Origin of the sequence: Saccharomonospora sp. (assembly GCF_027317685.1) — a bacterium.
GTDB lineage: Bacteria > Actinomycetota > Actinomycetes > Mycobacteriales > Pseudonocardiaceae > Saccharomonospora.
In genome coordinates this window covers 1-15521 of sequence record NZ_DAHVQP010000080.1, presented here as the reverse complement: position 1 = coordinate 15521, position 15521 = coordinate 1, and the positions used below count along the sequence as shown (strand labels likewise).

The window sequence follows — 15521 nt, the reverse complement described above, 5'->3', positions numbered from 1 at the left end:
CTGCACGGTGCCGACCAGGAAACCAGCGGATTCGAACCCACCGTCACCACCGGCCCGATCACGGGCTCTCGCAAGGTCTACCTCGACACCGAATCGGGACTTCGGATTCCCGTTCGGCGCATCGACCTGTCGAACGGCGAGCATTTCGACGTCTACGACACCTCCGGGCCTTACACCGACCCGGAGGCCACAATAGACGTCCACAAAGGACTTCCTAAACTGCGGGCCCAGTGGATCGAGGGCCGGGAGCACAAAACCCAGCTCGGCTGGGCGAAAGCCGGGGTCATCACCCCGGAAATGGAGTTCGTCGCCGCGCGGGAACGCGTCGACCCCGAGTTCGTCCGCTCCGAGGTGGCCCGCGGCCGCGCGGTCATCCCCGCCAACCGCAACCACCCCGAGACCGAGCCGATGATCATCGGCAAGAACTTCCTCGTCAAGATCAACGCCAACATGGGCAACTCCGCAGTGTGGTCGTCGGTGGAGGAGGAAGTCGACAAGATGGTGTGGGCCACCCGCTGGGGCGCCGACACCGTCATGGACCTGTCCACGGGCAAGAGGATCCACGAGACCCGTGAGTGGATTCTGCGCAACTCCCCCGTGCCCGTCGGCACCGTGCCGATCTACCAGGCACTGGAGAAGGTCGGCGGCGACCCGACGAAGCTGTCGTGGGAGGTCTACCGCGACACCGTGATCGAGCAATGCGAGCAGGGTGTCGACTACATGACCGTCCACGCGGGAGTGTTGCTCCGGTATGTGCCGCTGACCGCCAACCGGGTCACCGGCATCGTCTCCCGCGGCGGTTCGATCATGGCCGCGTGGTGCCTGGCGCACCACAAGGAATCGTTCCTCTACACGAATTTCGAGGAACTGTGCGACATCCTGCGCGAATACGACGTGACCTTCTCCCTCGGCGACGGCCTGCGACCGGGCTCCATCGCCGACGCGAACGACCGTGCCCAGTTCGCCGAGTTGGAGACGTTGGGCGAGCTCACCCGTATCGCGCGGGAACGCGATGTGCAGGTGATGATCGAGGGCCCTGGCCACGTGCCCATGCACAAGATCAAGGAGAACGTGGAGCGGCAGGAACGGCTCTGTGACGAGGCACCGTTCTACACGCTCGGTCCGCTGGCCACCGACATCGCACCGGCCTACGACCACATCACGTCGGCCATCGGGGCGGCACAGATCGGCTGGTACGGCACGGCGATGCTGTGCTACGTGACGCCGAAGGAGCACCTCGGTCTGCCCAACCGGGACGACGTGAAGACCGGCGTCATCTCGTACAAGATCGCCGCGCACGCCGCCGACCTCGCCAAGGGCCACCCGTACGCGCAGGAGTGGGACGACGCGTTGTCGAAGGCCAGGTTCGAGTTCCGCTGGAACGACCAGTTCAACCTCTCCCTGGACCCGGACACCGCGCGTGCGTTCCATGACGAGACGCTGCCCGCCGAACCGGCCAAGACGGCGCATTTCTGCTCCATGTGCGGGCCAAAGTTCTGTTCCATGCGCATCACCCAGGACGTTCGCGCCTACGCCGAGGAGCACGGCCTGACGAGTGTCGAGGCCATCGAGGCGGGCATGCGGGAGAAATCCCGTGAATTCACCGAGAAGGGCGGACAGGTGTATCTACCGGTGGTGGACCGATGAGCCGGACACCGAGGACAGCGTTGACCATCGCGGGATCGGACTCCGGCGGCGGCGCTGGGATCCAGGCCGACCTGCGAACGTTCTTCGCCTGCGGGGTGCACGGGATGACGGCCGTCACGGCGGTGACCGTGCAGAACTCCGTGGGAGTCCACGGATTCACCGAGATCCCGACCGACGTCGTGGCCGCGCAGATCGAGGCCGTGACAGGTGACATGGGCGCGAACGCCGCGAAGACGGGCATGCTCGCCACCGCGGAGATCATCACCACTGTGGCTTCCGCGGTGGACAAGGTGGGCATCGGTCGGCAACACGACGTACCGCTCGTCGTGGACCCCGTCGCCGCGTCCATGCGCGGTGATCCGCTGCTGCGTGAAGAGTCTCTGGAAGCCATCCGCACAGAGCTGTTCCCGAGGGCGACTCTGGTGACCCCGAACCTCGACGAGGTGCAGCTGTTGACGGGACTGTCGGTCACCGACGTGACCGAGCAACGCAAGGCCGCCGACGCGTTGCTGGAGCTCGGCCCCCGGTGGGTGCTCGTCAAGGGCGGGCACATGGCCGACAGTTCCGAGTGTGTGGACCTGCTGTCCGACGGCACACACGTCGTGGAACTCTCCTGCCCTCGCCACGACACGCCCCACACCCACGGCGGAGGCGACACACTCGCCTCCGCCATCACCGCGCACCTGGCCAAGGGGTTCGACATGCCCGACGCGGTGGCGGCGGGCAAGAAGTTCATCGAACGATGCGTGATCGAGTCCTACCCGCTCGGCGAGGGCGTCGGGCCGGTGTCACCGTTCTGGCGGCTTGGAGCGGAACTTCCGAACCCGACGACGTGAGTCCGGGTGCGCCGTCAGTTCAGGGAGAACACGCCGACGCCGTTGGCCACGGCACGCGGTTCCCCGTCCGACGGGTCGTTGACCACGGTGGTGTGTGGGGCCCCCGGCTCCCGCATCACCATCGTCGACGAACCACCGCCGTCGAGATTGATCACGTCGGTGGCGCCGAAGGAGCGGACCAACTCGGCGAGTTCGGCCACGGTCATCCCGACGCTGTGTTCCGACCGTCCATCCACGACGACGAGCCACACCGTGCGTCCATCGTGGCTGATACCCGCGGCCGTCCGGGGCGCGAGCACCGTGGTGTCCAGGCCCGGGAGGTCCTCGCCGTCCCGCGCGATGGGGAAACCACCCACGGCGAACGTCAGCGGCGGCCCCGCGGGGGTGACCAGGCGGTGGGTCACCCTCACCCGGTCCCCCGGGTCGAGTGTGTCCAGTTCGTCGGCACCGCTCTCCCTGCCGACCAACACGAGGGTGTCCTCGGGGATCGGTCCCGCACCGGGTCGGTCGTGCTCGGCGACCACCACGCCGTCACGAACGACGACCTCCTCGGTCTCGTCGCTGCACGGCGCCGTCTGCCCGGTGTCGTCGCCACACGTCGCTCGCACCCGGTCGGCCTCGCCCCATTCATCGGTGAACACGGCGATACCGTCCTCGGCGAGCGCGTAGGTGTTGTGGCCCTCGATGTCGAATGTGGCCTTGTCGGTTCTGACCTCGCCTTCGAGCTCCAGCTCGGCCAGCCGTGCCTTGCGGTTCACCCCGACACCGAACACGTCGCGGGTCGATGTCGTCGGAGGCAGTTCGGGGCCGAAACGCTGGGCGTCGGGAACCGCGGACTTGAGTTCCTCCCCCGACGCGATGGCGGGGCCGACAGCCGCACCGGTGGCCTCCACTCCCTCGTGGGCGGAGGAGATGTTGAAGAAGTCACCGTTGACCCCGGCGAGCGCGCGCTGCGCGTCGGCCATGTCGGGGATCTCGTCCGTCGCCGCGACCCGCCCCGGGTGCAACAGGTCCAGCCTCGCTTCGCGCAGGTCCACGGTCAGCAGGTGGCCGAGCACCGTGCCATGCGCGGTCGTCAATTCCAGGGACCGGTAGCTCACGCCCTCGGCCACCGGGAGACGTTGCTCGGCCGCCGCGGGCGCGGCGAGAGCCGGAGCGGCGGTGACAGTGAGGCAGCCGGTCAGGACCGCGGCGACAAGCGATCCTCGGCGTAGGTGCGGCATGGCGATCGTCATACCGCAGACCCTGGCATCGCCGGCTGCCCATGACCTGGAATATCGGTGAACGGGCGGTGAAAGACCGCGATGAATCGTCGAACGACCGACAACGAAACGGACCCGGCCCCTGTGGGTGGTAAGTCCGTACGAATCGGTCCCGTGGCCGCCGGGACGGATACCCGCTCTTTTGCGTTGTGGGGCCCCGAACTCACTCCCACATGACTTTCCGCGACACTGGTGGAATGAGCAACAAGCGACCTCCAGCTGCGTTGACCATCGCCGGGTCCGACTCCGGAGGCGCCGCGGGACTCGAAGCGGATCTACGCACGTTTCTCACCTGTGGTGTGCACGGACTCGTGGCCGTCACGGCTGTGACCGTGCAGAACACCCTCGGCGTGCACGACAGGACCGACATCCCGGCCCACATCGTGGCGGGCCAGATCGAAGCCGTCGCCGCCGACATGGGCGTGGACGCCGCCAAGACGGGGATGCTCGCCTCGGGCGAGATCATCGAGACGGTCGCCGACACGTGCGAACGCTTGGGAATCGGTGGTGATATGGGTATTCCGTTCGTCGTCGATCCCGTCGCCGCGTCCATGCACGGTCACCCGTTGTTCGACGACAGCGCGCTGGCCACGTTGCGGGAACGGCTGCTGCCGATGGCCACGGTGGTCACCCCGAACCTCGACGAGGTGCGGCTGCTCACCGGCCTGGAGGTCACCCGTCGGGAACAGATGCGGGACGCGGCGGTCGCGCTGCGCGAACTCGGCCCCCGGTTCGTGCTCGTGAAGGGCGGCCATCTCACCGACGACCCCGAATGTGTGGACCTGTTGTTCGACGGCACGACGTTCACCGAACTGCCGGGACAGAGGCTCGACACACCACACACCCACGGCGCGGGCGACGCGATGGCCTCGGCACTGACGTCCGGACTCGCCCGGGGCATGTCCATTCCAGAGGCCGCGCGGCTCGGCAAGTGGTACGTCTCCAACGCAGTCCGTCACTCGTATCCGATGGGCGCGAAAGTCGGTCCTGTCTCCGCGTTCTGGCGGGTGGCGGACGAACGACCTGACCAATGACGTCAGTTCCTGCGCTCAGTTCCTGCGCTCGTCGTCCTCGAGTAGGGCCTCGAGCGCGGGAACGGCGGCCATGAGGGCTTCCTTGTCCTCGGCGGAGAGCCGGTCGATACGTTTGCTCAGCTCGTGCACGCGGATGGACTGCACCTCGGCCAGCAGCCGCTCTCCCTCCTCCGTGAGTGCCACCAGCCAGGCCCGACGATCCACCGGATCGGATTCGCGGTACAGGTAGCCGCTGTCCACCAGCGCCGACACGATACGTGACATGGTGGCCGCCGCGACACCCTCCCTGGCGGCGAGATCACCCAACCGCATCCGCCCGCAGGCGGCGAGCGTGGCCATGGCCGAGATCGCCCCGGTCCCGGGCCCGGGTGCCCCGGCCTGGCGCAGTGTGCGGGACAGCCGACCTATGGTGAGGAACAGCCTGCCGGGTACGTCCGAGGACGGCTCGCTCGACTCGGTCACGTGGGCTCCTTCGATCCGCATTCCGCTCGTACCTGGCCGTGGATCGTCGTACACCTTACGTGCGTGCTCGAACGGGCACGAGAACCCGGTCAAAAGATCAACGAGGAGGGCTGGACGCCTGCGCCCAGAAGCGCTGAGGGATCCGCCCGGCCTGCCGAGCGAGACGGCCTGCGATCACGGCCGAGCGCATGGCCCGCGCCATCCGCTCCGGGTCCTGTGCCCGGGTCACCGCCGTGGCCAGCAACACCCCGTCGCAGCCGAGCTCCATCGCCAACGCGGCATCGGACGCCGTGCCGATACCGGCGTCGAGGATGATGGGCACCCCGGCCCTGGCCACGATCAGCTCGATGTTGTGCGGGTTTCGGATGCCGAGCCCCGTGCCGATGGGGGAACCCAACGGCATGACGGCGGCACATCCGGCCTCCTCCAGCCGTAGCGCCAACACGGGGTCGTCGTTGGTGTAGGCCAGGACGGTGAACCCGTCGGCCACCAACTGTTCGGCGGCCTCCAGCGTCTCCACCGGATCGGGCAGCAACGTCCGGTCGTCGGCGTGCACCTCCAACTTGATGAGGTCGGTGTCAAGCGCCTCCCTCGCCAACTGTGCGGTGAGCACGGCCTCGGCCGCGTTGCGACAGCCCGCCGTGTTCGGCAACAGTTCGATGCCCAGTCGACGCAGCAGGTCCAGCACGCCGGAGCCGCCCTCGGCGTCGGCTCGCCGCATGGCGACCGTGGTCATCTCTGTTCCCGATGCGACGAGCGCCCGTTCCAGAACGCTGAGGTTGCCGGCACCACCCGTGCCGATGATCAGCCGCGAGGTGAACTTGTGGTCGCCGATGACGAGCGGATCGCCGTCGCCGACTCCGTTGTCCGGGTGAGTACTCATGACGTCGGGTCAGCCTCCCTGCACAGCGGTCAGGATCTCCACTTTGGCCCCGTCGGTGACCACGACTTCGGACCACCGTCCGCGGCGGACCACCTCGCCGTTCAACGCCACGGCGATCCCCTTCACGTCCTCGACGGAAGTGGCCAGCACATCGGCGACCGTGCTGCCCTCGGGAAACTGCCGCTGCTCACCGTTGACGAACACTCGCATCCGCATGCTCCTCACTCGTGTCCCTGTCCGGTCGCGCTCGCTCCGTCCCCTCGGGTGGACGGGTGCCCGACAGCCACGCGAGCACGGCGTCCGCCGTGACGGGGGCGAGCAACAAGCCGTTGCGATGGTGGCCCGTCGCCGCGTACACGCCGTCGTGCAGCGGGCCCAGGTACGGGACGTTGTCGGAGCTACCCGCGCGCAGACCCGCCGCGGTCTCGATCAACTCGTACTCGGCGACGCTGGGGAACACCCGTTCGGCTGCTTCGATCAACTCCCGCACTCCCCGAGCCGTGACTGTGGTGTCGAATCCGGCCTCGTACTGGGTGGCGCCGAGCACGAGTTCCCCGTCGTCCCGCGGAACCAGATACACCGGGCGTCCTTCCGACACGGCCCTGACCGTGTGCCGAGGCGGGGGAAGTGTGCCCCGCCGAGCACGAAGACGCAGTACCTCGCCCTTCAACGGATGCACGGACGTCTCCAGTTCGGGATGCAGCCGACCGCTGTACGCTCCCGCGGCGAGTACCACCGCGTCGAACCGGCGTGTCCGCGAGGCCGTGGCCACGCTGTGGCCGTCGAGTCGCACGGCGGTTTCGCAAACGAACTCCGCCCCACGCGAGCGCGCGGCCTCCAGCAGTGCCTTCAACAACCGGCGGTTGTCCACGAACACGTCGCTCGGCACGAGCAGTCCGGAACGCACCGCGCCCAGTCCGGGTTCCGTCCTACGCAGTCGCCGTCCGGTGACAAGCGTGGCCTGCCTGCCGATCCCGGCGAGATACCGCTCGAGGATGTCGAGCTGCTCGGCGTCGGCGTGGTCGAACGCGGCGATGATCGTGCCCTGTTCGGACAAGCCGCAGTCGAAGCCCTCCGACCGCAGTTCGCGGGCGAAACGCGGCCAGCGGCGCAGGGACTCCTCCCCCAACGCCAGCGCGACCTCCTCGCCGGGCCATGCCTCCGCGACGGGCGCGAGCATGCCGCCCGCCACCCACGAGGCACCACCACACGCGGGTTCGGGGTCGAACACGGTGACATGATGCCCCGCCGCGGCCGCCTTCCAGGCCACGGCCAAACCGATGACGCCGGCCCCGACGACCGCGAGGTCGGCCCGCGACATCCCAATCATCAGAAAGATCACGCTCCCTGCGCCGGTATGACCCGGATCAGGTTCCACGGTCGGAGCTCACCGGCTCCCTCTCAGCCCTCCCAGGGCTCCCGTGCGGACGCAGCCAGCCTACCCCGCGCCGGGTCGTACTACGGTGGCGGTATGCCCGGCCTCGACGGTGACCAGATCAGAAAACGGCTCGCGGACGCGAAGCTCTACCTCTGCACGGACGCGCGGCTGTCGCGCGGCGACCTCGCCGAGTTCGCCGACGCCGCGCTCGCGGGTGGCGTGGACATCGTGCAACTGCGGGACAAAACCGGCGGCGCACCGTTGGAAGCCGCTCAGGAGATCGAGGCACTGGAGATCCTCGCGCAAGCGTGTGCCGAGCACGGTGCGCTACTGGCGGTGAACGACCGCGCCGACGTGGCGGTGGCCGTGGACGCCGACGTCCTGCATCTCGGCCAGAACGACCTTCCCGTGCCCGTCGCCCGCCGCATCGTCGGTGAGAGACCCGTGATCGGCCATTCGACCCATTCGCTGGAGCAGGCGCGCGCCGCCGCGACCGAGGAAGGCGTCGACTATTTCTGTGTCGGGCCGTGCTGGCCCACTCCCACCAAACCCGGCCGCCCCGCCCCCGGCCTCGATCTCGTGCGGTCCGTGAGCACCGAGATCGAAACCGACAGGCCGTGGTTCGCGATCGGCGGCATCGACCGGCAACGGCTAGGTGAGGTGACGGAGGCGGGCGCGCGCCGCGCCGTCGTCGTGCGAGCCATCACCGAGGCCGACGATCCGACGGAGGCAGCGCGCGCCCTGCGCAACGGACTCGCCGCGGCGGGTTGACGCCTCACTCCTCCTACCCACCGCTTCGGGCCGTTCTTCAGCCGGCCTCGGTAGTTCAGTAGTTCTCCGACACCGACGGTGCCTGCTCGTTCGAACCACCCGAACCACCCGAACCATCGCCGGGTTGGGTCGGCTGAGGCTCCTGGGTGGGCTCGTCGGGCACCGTCGTATTCTCGCCGGGCTGGGTCGGCTGAGTCGGCTGGGTCGGCCGAGTCGGCTGAACCGGCTTCGACGTCTCGGGCGGCACCGGCTGCACTTCCGTGGTGGGTCGTGTCCCGTCGGTGTCCCCTCCCGGCCAGGACTCGCCGTCCTGGGTCGCCGTGGGCGCGGGAGTGGTCTCCCCGTCGGTCTCCTGCTCCACGTCGGTGTCACTCTCCTGCGGTTGGGGGTCCCCACCGACCCCGGCACCACCGCGAACGATGCTGCCCACCGTGGTGGTGCCCTCTCCCGACAGAGCCTTGCCGGTGACGCCTTCGTAACCGGTCACCACCAACATGCAAAGCAAGAACCCGAGCGCGCTCGTAGCCGCCAGCACCGGTCCCCGCCGTCGCCACCATTGACGCCGTTCGCGGGCGTCCTCGGCGGCGCCGGAGGAGGACAGCACTCGGGTGCGTTCCATGGCCGCCGCGTACTCGGTCAACTGCTCCGAAGTGGGCACGGCGAGATACACGGTCTTGTCCGGGTCCGTCATCGGATCCGAACCGGCCCCTTTACGGCGCGGCCGGGCGGCCGACAGTTTCCGCGCCGCCTCCTTCGTCCGCTCCAGCGACCGCATGTACAACTCGCTACCGAGTGTGGTCACCACGCTGAGCAGGCCCGCGCCGAGCACTGTGCCGTACACACCCAACGTCGAGCACAGGAACGCCGCCGTCACGGCGGCCAGCCCGGCAGCCGCCACCTGTAGGGGCGACATGCCCGACTTCTTCGAGTCCTCGTCTTCGACCTTCTTCTTGTCGTCCTTCTTGTCGTCGCTCATACTCTCGATCTGCTCGCACTCCCCGGATACCCCTCTAACGAAAGAATCGTTCGAGTCGCTCCCAGCGTTGCCGGACGTGAGCACGATTACGTTCCAGGGAGCACGGCGATCTCAAATGAAGTCTATTGTGGACAAAGAGCGACGACTCGGTCACGGACGGGTCAGTGTCGTGACGAACTTGTAGCGGTCCCCTCGATAGATCGAATGCACGTATTCGACAGGTTTGCCGTCCACCGCGAAGGTCTGGCGCTCCAACAGCAGCACCGGCATCCCGACGTCCGCGCCGAGCAGTTCGGCCTCCCGCGGGCCCGCCAACGACGTCTCGATGGCCTCCTCCGCCCGATCCAGTTCCACGCCGTAGCGTTCCTGCAACGCCTCGTACAGCGACCCGCCCGACTCGATGTGCTTGCGGAGTCCGCGGAACCGCGCGGACGGCAGATGAGTGGTCTCCAGGGCCATGGGCTCGTCATCGGCCAGGCGCAATCGCCATACCCGCAGAACTTTCGCCCCGGTGCGGATCCTCAACAGCCTCGGCAGTTCACCCTCGGCCGGGATCTCGTCGATCTCCAACAACTGCGACGAAGGTTCCCTGCCCTGCGCGCGGATGTCCTCGGTGTAGGAAGACAACTGCAACCGCTGGGCGATCTTGGGTTCCGCGGCGAACGTGCCCTTGCCCTGCACCCTGTGCAGCCTGCCCTCGGCCGTCAGATCCGCCAGTGCCTGACGGACCGTGGTCCGAGAGACGGCGAACTCCGACGCCAACGCCCGTTCCGTCGGGATGGCCGCGCCGGCGGGCAGGGATTCGAGCAGGTCGAGCAGGTGTTGTTTGAGCGCCCAATACTTGGGTTCCCGCGGCGCTCTCGTACTGGAAAGCGTCTCCACCATTGCCGACTCCCTTAAGTGCGACACCTACCCCCCTCACCTGGAACGTACCCTTCGGATAGTACGTTGAACGTGTCCAACAATGGTCTAGACCGGTTCGGAATGGCCTCGGATGACCGATTCGGGTGAAGGCAAGGTGAAAACCGTGAGCGACACCAGACCTGGCGAGCACATGGCCGCCGAGGTGGCCGAGCAACCGGACGTGCTCACACGGCTCGTGCAGGCCCGCTCCGACATCGCCGCAGTGGGCAAGACGATCGCGGAACGCCGTCCCCGGTTCGTGCTCCTGGCCGCCCGAGGCACCAGCGACCACGCCGCCATCTACGCCAAGTATCTCATCGAAGTGCTGCTGGGGCTGCCCGCTGGGCACGTGTCGCCGTCCACCACCACGCTCTACCGCGCCGAACAGGACCTCACCGACGTACTCCTGATCGCCGTCAGCCAAAGCGGCGGATCCTACGACCTGCTGGAGGTCACCCAGGCGGCGCGCGCGCAGGGCGCGCTGACCGTGGCCGTCACCAACACACCGTCGTCACCGCTGCAGGAAGTGGCGGAGTTGGCGGTGGACGTGCGTGCGGGCATCGAGAAAGCGGTCGCCGCCACCAAGACCTACACCGCCACGCTGCTGGCGCTGTACCTGCTGATCGACTCCGTTCGGGGCGGCGAGGCCGAGCACGTCGGCGACATCGGCGAACTCGCCTCGCGCACGCTCACCGACACGGCTGAGGACGTCGAGCGCGCCATCGCGCGGTACCGCTTCGCCGACCGCATCCTCACCACGGCGCGCGGCTACTCGTACGCCACCGCGTTGGAGAGCTCACTCAAACTCTCGGAGACGAGCTACCTGCCGACCCGCGCCTTCAGCGGTACCGACCTGCTCCACGGTCCCATCGCCGCCGTCGACGCCGAGACGGCCGTGGTGGGGATCGCCGGCACCGGAGCGGGCGGCGGTTCCATGCTCGACGTGTTCGACACGCTGTCCGAGCGGGGCGCCGACCTGCTGTGCGTCGGATCGGCCGCGCATTCGGTGCCGACCGCCGCGCTGACGATCCCCGTCCCGGAGACCGCCGAGGAGATCTCCCCGATCGTGGAGGTACTGCCCATTCAGCGCCTGGCGCTGGGCCTCTCCCTCGCCCGGGGATTCGATCCCGACCGGCCGCGTGGACTGCACAAGGTGACCAAGACGCGATGAGTCTCGCGATCGGGGTGGACGCCGGAGGCACGTCCACACGGGCCTGGGTCGTCGATCCCGAAGGACGGGTGCGAGGCAGCGGCAGCGCGGGCGGCGCGAACCCGAACTCCTACCCACCGGAGTCGGCGGCCGGGGCGATGGTCGAGGCGATCGGCGCTGCCATGGCCGGACTCGATCCCGACGACGTGCGGGCATGGGTGATCGGCATGGCGGGGCGCAGCAAGCTCACCGACCCGGACGTCGCCGCCGTGTTCGAGCGCGCGTGGACGCGGCTGGGGTTCGTCCACGCGCCGAGGCCACGGTTGGTGTCGGATGCCGAAGCGGCGTTCGTGTCGGCGACGGCCGAACCCGACGGCACGGTGCTCGTGGCGGGTACGGGCTCGATCGCCGGCCGGATCCGGGACAGAAGCATGATCTCCACCGTTGGCGGTTACGGCTGGCTGCTCGGTGACGAAGGCTCGGGATTCTGGCTCGGCAGGCAAGCCGTACGCACTGCACTCGACGTGTTGAACGGCGTGCATCCGCCGTCGACGCTCGCGGACGCGATGCTCGACACGGCGGGTATAGATCCCGCGGCACCCGACGCCGCGTACCGCCTGCTCACCGCCGTCAACGCCGAACCACCCGTACGCCTGGCGCGATACGCGCCGTTGGTCAGTGCCGCCCACTCCGAGGGCGATCCCGCCGCGATGTCGATCGTGGAGCGCGCCGCCGAACTACTCACCGAAACGGCGCTCGCCGCGCGCGACGTGGGTGAGCGCACCCCGGTGGTGCTCGCCGGCAGCGTGCTCGGTGAGAACAGTCCCGTGGGCATCGCGGTGCGAGCGGCGATCCGCGCCGCCGCGGGCAATATCCCCGTGCTGGGCAGCGACAGCGGTGTGCGTGGTGCGGCCTGGCTCGCCGCGCTCGACGCGTTCGGCTCCGACACCGCACGTCCGAAAGCGAGTACGGTGTAAGACGGCCCCGGACCTCCCCCTTGCCGGGGGCCACTCACGTCTCCGGCGTCTCGTTCCCCGCGCCGCTTCCCTCGCTGTGGTTGGAACTCACCGGGACCGCTTCCCTCGGATGCCGTAGGCCCGGATGGTCGTCGGGAAGGCACCGGTACAGCACCCAGCCGCTCACCGCGATGGTCGCTACCACCAGCGGCCACGACAGCACCACCCGCGCCACGCTCAACGCCACCACGTGGCCCGACGCCCACAGCACGCCGATCACGACCACCCGCACGAGGTATTGGCACACCCATACCCAGCTCGCGCGCGAGTAGGCCCGTAGCAGGGCGGAGTCGGAGCGCCAACGAGTCTTCTGCCCCAGCAGAAGACCCACGATGGCGCCGAGCAACGGCCAGCGCACCACGATGCTCACGGCCCACACGAGGGCGCTCGCGACGTTGGACAACAGCTGCGGCAGGAAGAAGTCCTCCGGCCTTCCGGTGTACAACGCGACGAGCGCCGCCACGACCACAGCGGCGAGACTGATCAGCACGGCACGCGGCTTGCCGCCCCGGACCGTTCGGATCGCACCGACCACCACACTCACAGCGATGGCGGCCGCCGCTCCCCAGCCGATGGAAGACCCACCGGCGAGCCAACCCACGACGAACACGACGGGCGGCAGGCTCGCGTCCACGGCGCCCTTCCGGCCACCGAGCAGGGTGGCCAGTGACTCTCGCCGATAATCGCTCGCGGAACTGTCACTCACACCTCCAGCCTGCCGCAGGCCTCGACGCCACCGCGCACGGGCCGAGATGTTCCCCACAGTCACCGAAGTGCCCGAACTCATTGAAATAACAAGCTCTAAAATGAGAGGATTGTTAAATCGGGGAGTTGAGATTTAACTGACGGTAGCGTGGCTGCCCAGCGCGAAGGCAGGCTATCGGGTCAGTCGTGAACAACATGGGCGTTGGCGGGAGGAGACGTTCGTGACCCAGTTCAACAGCTACGTTGCTATTGGGGACAGCTTCACCGAGGGGCTCAACGACGAGTTGCCCGACGGCACCTTCAGGGGCTGGGCCGACAGGCTGGCCGAGATCCTCGCCGACGGCCGCAGCGATTTCCGCTACGCGAACTTGGCCGTGCGAGGCAAACTGCTCGCCCAGATCATGGAGGAGCAGCTACCGATCGCGCTCGACACCAAACCCGACCTCGTCACCGTGTGCGCGGGTGGTAACGACATCATCATCCCGGGTGCCGATGTCGACCATGTCGCCGAGGAATTCGAGAAGGGCATCGCGAAACTGCGCGAGGCCGGCATCGAAGTGGTGATCTTCACCGGCCCTGACACCAAGGGCATGTCGGTGATGAGCGTCCTGCGCAGCAAGGTCGGTATCTACAACGCCCACCTGTGGGCCATCGCCGACAGGCACGGCGCCAAGGTCGTGGACCTGTGGGCGATGGAGGCGCTGAACGACCCGCGGGCGTGGAGCGACGACCGGCTCCACTTCACCTCCGAGGGACACCGCAGGATCGCGTTGCGGGTGGCCGAGGTGCTCGGCGTGCCCACCGACAGTGACTGGCGGGAGCCGTGGCCGGAGAACACCGAGCCCACCAACTGGCTGACGCTGCGCCGCTCCGACCTGGAATGGACCAAGACGCACCTGCTGCCGTGGATCCGCCGCCAGCTGCGTGGCGAGTCGATGGGCGACGGTGTGCTGCCGAAACGGCCGTACCTGGCCCCCGTCACGACGTCGACGGCCACCACGGCCACCACGGCTTCCACGACCACCACGGCCTCGACGACCTCGACGCTGGCCGAAAGGACCGTTTCGGAACGGGGCCACTCGCGGTCGGCCTAGACGACCCAGGTGGCCCGGCCCGAGTGAGGGCTCGGTCGCACGACGGACGATCCGCGCACGCCCCCGCGTCCGCGTTGCGTCGCGGGGGCGTGGCCCCGGACTTACAGTCACGTTATGTCCGCCCCGCGCCGTTTCGCCGTGCTCGCCGTCCTGGCGGTGGTGGTGAGCGGTGTGCTCGCCCTCCTGGCGGTACTGGTCGAACGGGACGACATCGAGTCCGACCTCACCACCCGTGCCCGTGACGCTTTGGAGCAGGCACACCTGCCCACCGACGTGGTCACGTTCTCGGGACGCGACGCGACCGTGCGGACGGACTCGCTGCAGGACGCGCTGTTCGCCAAGGCCATGCTCGAAGGGGTCGAGGGCGTGCGCTCGGTGGAGATCGCCGAACCGGCCTCCGCACGAGATCCCGACGCGAGCAGGAAAGTGGGTCTCCAACGAGAGATCGACAGGGCGTTGGCCGAAACACCCATCACGTTCGCGGCGGACTCGGCGAACCTCGACGCCGACGGCCGAAAAGCGGTGGAGAACGTCGCCGAACTGCTGGAGACGGCTCCCACGGATTGGCGGTTTGAGATAGCGGGCCATGTGGCGCGGGTATCCGGGGCCGAACCGGAAAGTGCCCGGGAGCTGTCGCACGAACGCGCCGAGGCCGTGGCGGAGGAACTGGTGGACTCAGGTGTATCACCCGGACAGGTCGACCCTGTCGGGTACGGCGCCACCCGCCCGTTGTCCGACAGCGGCACGTCGTCGATCGACCGGAGGGTGGAGATCACCGTGCGGTAGCGCGGGGCGCGGCAAGACCTGGCAGGAGGCGCACCATGCTGTGGTTGTTCGGCGAGATCTGGCTGTGGCTGTTGATCGCGTTCGTACTGGGAGGCGCCATCGCGGCGTTCGTCCTGTTCACGGGTCGGCGGGACCGAGTCGTTTCGGAAGACGGAGGTACGTCATCGGGCACGGCACGCGGCGAGACCGCCGCCCCACGGCCGCCGGAGCCGAGTGATGTCGAACGAACCCAGCAGATTCGGCGAGTCGAGCCGCAACTGCAGTTCGGACAGCGGACACCGGGACAGTACCCCTCGCCCCAGCCACGGCCGACACCGAACGCGGCACCCGATGAAGGACGGCGGCAAGGAGTGCTGCCCGTGTCCCCGTCGGAATGGCACGCGCGTAACGAGTGGCCCGACGAGCACGACACGGAAGCGGCCGAGGAGGACAGCCCGCGGCGCGAGTGCTGACCCGGTGGGCTGATAGGTTGCCGGTTGGTCCCGGTTCCCGCCTGCAGGTAAGGATCGTGCATGCCGCTACCGCACTGGACGTCGGAGAACGTTCTCCCGCCCGGGCGGCATCCGGCCGACCTCTCCGACATCTACGAACGGTTCGTGTGGGACGCCCCGCACCGCA

The 15521-nt window shown here is 68.3% G+C and carries 17 protein-coding genes and 1 riboswitch; of the genes, 9 read left to right on the top strand and 8 right to left on the bottom strand.

Annotated features, from left to right (window positions below):
- Together thiC and thiD (M7H19_RS09485) are read left to right on the top strand one after the other, a co-directional pair.
- Entirely contained in the window at positions 1-1647 is a 1647-nt protein-coding gene (gene thiC, locus M7H19_RS09490) for a phosphomethylpyrimidine synthase ThiC (protein WP_298179798.1), read from the top strand.
- Positions 1644-2483: a bifunctional hydroxymethylpyrimidine kinase/phosphomethylpyrimidine kinase gene (thiD, locus tag M7H19_RS09485; protein WP_298179757.1), complete on the top strand. Its 840-nt coding sequence runs from the start codon at positions 1644-1646 to the stop codon at positions 2481-2483. Before thiC ends, thiD (M7H19_RS09485) begins: the two co-directional genes overlap by 4 nt.
- A 14-nt stretch (positions 2484-2497) precedes the next feature.
- Here thiD (M7H19_RS09485) and M7H19_RS09480 read toward each other — a convergent pair whose 3' ends face one another.
- Positions 2498-3718, bottom strand: a complete 1221-nt coding sequence (locus tag M7H19_RS09480; protein WP_298179756.1) for a phosphodiester glycosidase family protein — start codon at positions 3716-3718, stop codon at positions 2498-2500.
- Between the two features lie 224 nt (positions 3719-3942).
- Here M7H19_RS09480 and thiD (M7H19_RS09475) point away from each other — a divergent pair, with 224 nt between their 5' ends.
- Positions 3943-4779 carry a bifunctional hydroxymethylpyrimidine kinase/phosphomethylpyrimidine kinase gene (thiD, locus tag M7H19_RS09475; protein WP_298179753.1) on the top strand — a complete coding sequence of 279 codons (837 nt, stop codon included), beginning with the start codon at positions 3943-3945 and terminating at the stop codon, positions 4777-4779.
- 15 nt (positions 4780-4794) lie between these two features.
- Here thiD (M7H19_RS09475) and M7H19_RS09470 read toward each other — a convergent pair whose 3' ends face one another.
- The 4 genes from M7H19_RS09470 to thiO all read right to left on the bottom strand — a co-directional run bounded on the left by M7H19_RS09470 (position 4795) and on the right by thiO (position 7445).
- Positions 4795-5241 (bottom strand): MarR family transcriptional regulator, encoded by a 447-nt coding sequence (locus M7H19_RS09470; RefSeq protein ID WP_298179750.1) that lies wholly within the window; start codon positions 5239-5241, stop codon positions 4795-4797.
- 97 nt (positions 5242-5338) lie between these two features.
- On the bottom strand, positions 5339-6124 hold the full coding sequence (locus M7H19_RS09465; protein ID WP_298179749.1) for a thiazole synthase: 786 nt from the start codon (positions 6122-6124) through the stop codon (positions 5339-5341).
- A 9-nt stretch (positions 6125-6133) separates the two neighbouring features.
- Complete coding sequence (thiS, locus tag M7H19_RS09460; protein ID WP_298179748.1) at positions 6134-6334, bottom strand: sulfur carrier protein ThiS; 201 nt, start codon at positions 6332-6334, stop codon at positions 6134-6136.
- A complete protein-coding gene (gene thiO, locus M7H19_RS09455; RefSeq protein ID WP_298179795.1) occupies positions 6312-7445 on the bottom strand; it encodes a glycine oxidase ThiO in 1134 nt (377 codons plus the stop codon). The genes thiS and thiO overlap by 23 nt, the downstream gene beginning before the upstream one ends.
- A gap of 6 nt (positions 7446-7451) precedes the next feature.
- A riboswitch (TPP riboswitch) is annotated at positions 7452-7557 on the bottom strand.
- Positions 7558-7595: 38 nt separating this feature from the next.
- Here thiO and thiE point away from each other — a divergent pair.
- The gene (thiE, locus tag M7H19_RS09450; protein WP_298179747.1) at positions 7596-8273 is read left to right on the top strand and encodes a thiamine phosphate synthase; all 678 of its coding nucleotides are present in this window, start codon (positions 7596-7598) and stop codon (positions 8271-8273) included.
- A gap of 55 nt (positions 8274-8328) precedes the next feature.
- Here the strand turns inward: thiE and M7H19_RS09445 are convergent, their stop codons facing one another.
- Together M7H19_RS09445 and M7H19_RS09440 are read right to left on the bottom strand one after the other, a co-directional pair.
- The gene (locus M7H19_RS09445; protein ID WP_298179746.1) at positions 8329-9249 is read right to left on the bottom strand and encodes a hypothetical protein; all 921 of its coding nucleotides are present in this window, start codon (positions 9247-9249) and stop codon (positions 8329-8331) included.
- Positions 9250-9399: 150 nt separating this feature from the next.
- Positions 9400-10134: a GntR family transcriptional regulator gene (locus M7H19_RS09440; RefSeq protein ID WP_298179745.1), complete on the bottom strand. Its 735-nt coding sequence runs from the start codon at positions 10132-10134 to the stop codon at positions 9400-9402.
- A gap of 109 nt (positions 10135-10243) precedes the next feature.
- Here M7H19_RS09440 and M7H19_RS09435 point away from each other — a divergent pair, with 109 nt between their 5' ends.
- Positions 10244-11323 carry an SIS domain-containing protein gene (locus M7H19_RS09435; RefSeq protein WP_298179743.1) on the top strand — a complete coding sequence of 360 codons (1080 nt, stop codon included), beginning with the start codon at positions 10244-10246 and terminating at the stop codon, positions 11321-11323.
- On the top strand, positions 11320-12279 hold the full coding sequence (locus M7H19_RS09430) for a BadF/BadG/BcrA/BcrD ATPase family protein (RefSeq protein WP_298179741.1): 960 nt from the start codon (positions 11320-11322) through the stop codon (positions 12277-12279). The genes M7H19_RS09435 and M7H19_RS09430 overlap by 4 nt, the downstream gene beginning before the upstream one ends.
- A 34-nt stretch (positions 12280-12313) precedes the next feature.
- On the opposite strand, the gene M7H19_RS09425 is transcribed toward M7H19_RS09430, so the two are convergent.
- A complete protein-coding gene (locus tag M7H19_RS09425) occupies positions 12314-13024 on the bottom strand; it encodes a DUF3159 domain-containing protein (RefSeq protein WP_298179739.1) in 711 nt (236 codons plus the stop codon).
- A 220-nt stretch (positions 13025-13244) separates the two neighbouring features.
- On the opposite strand from M7H19_RS09425, the gene M7H19_RS09420 reads away from it, so the two are divergent.
- From M7H19_RS09420 to M7H19_RS09410, 3 genes are all read left to right on the top strand, one after another.
- Positions 13245-14117, top strand: coding sequence for an SGNH/GDSL hydrolase family protein (locus M7H19_RS09420; protein WP_298179736.1), 873 nt, complete (start codon positions 13245-13247; stop codon positions 14115-14117).
- Between the two features lie 114 nt (positions 14118-14231).
- Positions 14232-14903, top strand: coding sequence for an OmpA family protein (locus M7H19_RS09415; protein WP_298179731.1), 672 nt, complete (start codon positions 14232-14234; stop codon positions 14901-14903).
- A 35-nt stretch (positions 14904-14938) separates the two neighbouring features.
- A complete protein-coding gene (locus M7H19_RS09410) occupies positions 14939-15355 on the top strand; it encodes a hypothetical protein (RefSeq protein WP_298179729.1) in 417 nt (138 codons plus the stop codon).
- Positions 15356-15521: the final 166 nt, after the last annotated feature.